Here is a 2,899-nt window from a genome sequence, read left to right as displayed (position 1 = left end):
AGATTAACACTCAGCTTTGCTTGATAAGTCAGCAATTCGTAAGCAAAAAGTATGATGAATATCTGAATACTTTTCTGAAACCGGAGCATTCTAATTGAAAAATAATGGATGTGACAGACATGCATACGGTATGGAAAGGCGCGATCAGCTTTGGCCTGGTACATGTGCCGGTTAAAATGTATACCGCAACCGAAGACAAAGATATTCATTTCCGGAGCCTACATAAAGAATGTGGTATGCCTATTTCCTATATAAAGACATGTAGGCAATGCGACAAAGAAATTGATCCAGCTGAAATCGTAAAAGGTTTTGAGTCTGAAAAAGACAGATATGTAATTATTAAAGAAGAAGAGCTCGAACGCTTCCAGAATGAAGCCGCGAAAACAATTAAGATATTGGATTTCGTTGATCTACAGGATATTGATCCCCTTTATTTTCAAAAAGCCTATTACCTGGCCCCTGATTTGGCAGGCGCTGGAGCCTACAGCCTGCTGCTGGAGGCGATCAAACAGACTGGCAAGATTGGCATAGCCAAAATTTCCATACGCAGTAAAAGCAGTCTTGCGGCGATCCGCGCCGTCAACAACTGCATTTGTATGGAGACCATGTTTTATCCGGACGAGATACGCTCGCTCTCTCAAGTCCCAAATCTTCCATCACAAACCGTTATAAACGAAAAAGAACTCTCATTGGCCAAAGCTCTTGTGGAGCAGCTGAGTGAGAAATTTGAACCGAGCAAATATACGGACGATTATCGGATATCCCTTCTTGATCTCATTGAACAAAAGATCACCGGTAAGAGTATAGATGTTGTTACTGCTCCTGCAGCAGAAGATAGATCAAATGTAATTGATCTCCTGGCTGCTCTACAAGCAAGCCTAGATTCAACTAAGCCTGTGACTGATAATTCTCCGCCCACTAGGAAACGAAAAAACGCTGCGAAATCTAAGGATAACGTATCATGACTCCTATTATGGTTCTGCCTGGCGTACCAATGGCCCCAATCACTTCACCGGATATACCTACCGGTCCAGACTGGGGCTATCAAATCAAATGGGACGGTGTGCGTACTCTGGTGAGACTTGACGGCGTAGGTGGCATAGAAATATTTTCAAAGCGCGTAGAACTCCGCAATGATCGATTTCCTGAGATCGTAGAACTTTTGAAACCGCTACGAATCGGTGCCTGTGTACTTGATGGAGAAATTGCTTACTTTGACGGTACACGACCAAACTTTCAGCGCGTCCTGATCGGGGTTAGCCGTAAGAAATATGATGACAATCTGATTTTTGTAGCTTTCGATATGCTCTATGATGATGGACAAGATATTCGCTCTCTCCCCTTCAGGGAGCGATATGAGCGACTTACAGCAAGGCTTCCAACAAAACAGCCAAGGTTATTTGTTACTGACCTGGTATATGATGGACCTGCACTATGGGATTGGGTTAATACTCATGAGTGGGAAGGTATCATATCCAAAAAGCTAGACAGCCCCTATGTTGAAGCTAAAAAGCATCGATACTGGTATAAAAAAAGAAAAGAAGTTCGGATCGTTGCTGAAGTCGTTGGAATAAAACTAAAGTCAGGATATGTATCTAGCCTGGTATTGCGGTTCGAGGATCGATATGTTGGCCACGTATCGGGTATAGATGCGGCTTCCAAAAAGGTGCTGAAGCAATTTATGGAGCAGCATCCTGGAGAGTGTCCCTTCCCCGTATTGTCTGCCGGCATGAAGAAATCAGATGTTAGATGGCTTAGCATCCCCTTCTCCTGCAGGGTTACCGCTTTAGAATTTAGCGACTCCGGTATCTTACGGCAGCCAAAGCTATTAGGATTTGGGAGTGGCAATGGATGAGAGAAGGCGACTATGTACGTGTGCGAGGCGCTAAAAAAGTCGGAAAAGTCCGGAGTATTAAGGATAGAAATGTAGAAGTCGAATGGATATTTGAAAAAATCATGAGCAGCGGAAAATTCAAACACATCGTGGAGTATGAAATTGATAATTTAGAAGGAGTTTAAAGCATGTTGAAGCAAGAAACCTTAACGGTCACATGTATTGGTTGCAATAATAAGAATGAGATCCCGATTGACAACCTTTTAGATTACTCTTGTATTACCTGTGGAACATCCATATTAGCATTAAAAGAAACGGAGCAAGAAATATTGGTTAAAGAACTGGATAAAGCATCTGACGAATTGGATCATATCATTGGGAATGTTATGTTTGGCAATATTGATCCTGAAATGGCGTCAAATTGGCTCGAACACGAATCAGGTCGAATTGTAGATACGTTAAATAAGGCGAAGGAATACATAGAAAATAACGAAAAAATGGAATAGTTGTTTTTATAAACGTATGACCGGCTACAATTATAAATACAATGGCAGCCGTGGGTTGCGTAAAAATGAACCAAGGCTGCGTTTGTATGTGGAATAATCATTTAGGAGGATCTATGCATGTGTGGACGATACACGATAACCTCAGAGCTCGATGAGATCATTAACACCTTTGCCATAGTTGAAACCGACTATGAATATACTAAGCGATATAATGTTGCCCCTACACAAATCGTACCAGGCATTATTCTTAAAGAAGGAAAACGGGTACTCTCAGGATTTAGGTGGGGACTCATTCCTTTTTGGAGCAAAGATCCTAAAATAGCTTATAAAATGATAAATGCACGAGCTGAAGGAATCGAGAAAAAGCCAGCATTTCGCAGTTTGTTAAAACGAAACCGAATCTTGATCCCAAGTAACGGATTTTATGAGTGGCGTAAGGAAGGTGAAGGAAAACAGCCCTATCGATTTCAGATGAAAACAAAAGCTGTCTATGCCTTTGCTGGACTTTATGATACCTGGCGAGACTCTAATGGGGAACCCATTTCAACCTGTACCATTA

At 41.8% G+C, this 2,899-nt stretch carries 5 protein-coding genes; all 5 read left to right on the top strand.

Translation table 11 applies throughout. The features are described 5' to 3' along the window. The first annotated feature begins 119 nt into the window (after positions 1–119). Positions 120–965, top strand: coding sequence for a non-homologous end joining protein Ku (gene ku / locus AC1DSE_RS33705; protein ID WP_441887161.1), 846 nt, complete (start codon positions 120–122; stop codon positions 963–965). Continuing rightward, positions 962–1,855 (top strand): ATP-dependent DNA ligase, encoded by an 894-nt coding sequence (locus AC1DSE_RS33700; protein ID WP_441887163.1) that lies wholly within the window; start codon positions 962–964, stop codon positions 1,853–1,855. The genes ku and AC1DSE_RS33700 overlap by 4 nt, the downstream gene beginning before the upstream one ends. Further along, entirely contained in the window at positions 1,852–2,019 is a 168-nt protein-coding gene (locus AC1DSE_RS33695) for a hypothetical protein (protein ID WP_441887165.1), read from the top strand. Before AC1DSE_RS33700 ends, AC1DSE_RS33695 begins: the two co-directional genes overlap by 4 nt. 3 nt (positions 2,020–2,022) lie before the next feature. After that, the gene (locus AC1DSE_RS33690; protein WP_441887167.1) at positions 2,023–2,340 is read left to right on the top strand and encodes a hypothetical protein; all 318 of its coding nucleotides are present in this window, start codon (positions 2,023–2,025) and stop codon (positions 2,338–2,340) included. A 117-nt stretch (positions 2,341–2,457) separates the two neighbouring features. Next, positions 2,458–2,899 (top strand): SOS response-associated peptidase (locus AC1DSE_RS33685; protein ID WP_477528953.1); only part of this gene is annotated, 442 nt, incomplete at its 3' end.

The sequence above is a fragment of the Paenibacillus sp. 01L418 genome (assembly GCF_056400045.1).
The sequence above is the reverse complement of the archived record's forward strand: the minus strand, read 5'-3'. Positions and strand labels throughout refer to the sequence as shown.

Excerpts from the sequence above, each read along its gene's own strand:
- AC1DSE_RS33695 (WP_441887165.1), top strand. The coding sequence starts at position 1,852 with ATGAGAGAAGGCGACTATGTACGTGTGCGAGGCGCTAAAAAAGTCGGA.
- ku (WP_441887161.1), top strand. The coding sequence starts at position 120 with ATGCATACGGTATGGAAAGGCGCGATCAGCTTTGGCCTGGTACATGTG.
- AC1DSE_RS33700 (WP_441887163.1), top strand. The coding sequence starts at position 962 with ATGACTCCTATTATGGTTCTGCCTGGCGTACCAATGGCCCCAATCACT.
- AC1DSE_RS33690 (WP_441887167.1), top strand. The coding sequence starts at position 2,023 with ATGTTGAAGCAAGAAACCTTAACGGTCACATGTATTGGTTGCAATAAT.